The 350-nt window shown below is 26.6% G+C and carries 1 protein-coding gene; it reads right to left on the minus strand.

The genetic code is table 11. From position 1 onward, the window contains the following. Positions 1–350, minus strand: a 350-nt coding sequence (locus LS69_RS10715) for a hypothetical protein (protein ID WP_194145508.1), incomplete at both ends; no start/stop codon positions are given.

Below are 350 nucleotides of genomic sequence, written 5' to 3' on the forward strand. Positions count from 1 at the left end.
CTTTAAACACATTCTTTATTACTGCTTTATTATTATGTATTTTAGCACAAGTTGTAAATCTTTGATAATTTGAAGATTCTAAGGTTATTTCTATCTCCTCATTATCCTTACAATCCCTAGTAACAATATGCAAATTAACATCTTCAGAAAGTCTTGAATACTCTTGCAATCTAATTTGTTCTTCCCCATAACTAAAATATACTTCTACAATCTTATTACTCAAAGATTCTCTTTTCCATTCTTTGATAATCTCATTCTCTTTAAAATCTTCAATAATTGGAATCTTAAATTGTTTAGTGATAGATTGTTTCTCTAAATCCTTAGATTCTATTTGAATCTTTTGTGCTTTG

Origin of the sequence: Helicobacter sp. MIT 05-5294, from assembly GCF_000765675.1 — a bacterium.
In the GTDB taxonomy this organism is placed as follows: domain Bacteria; phylum Campylobacterota; class Campylobacteria; order Campylobacterales; family Helicobacteraceae; genus Helicobacter_D.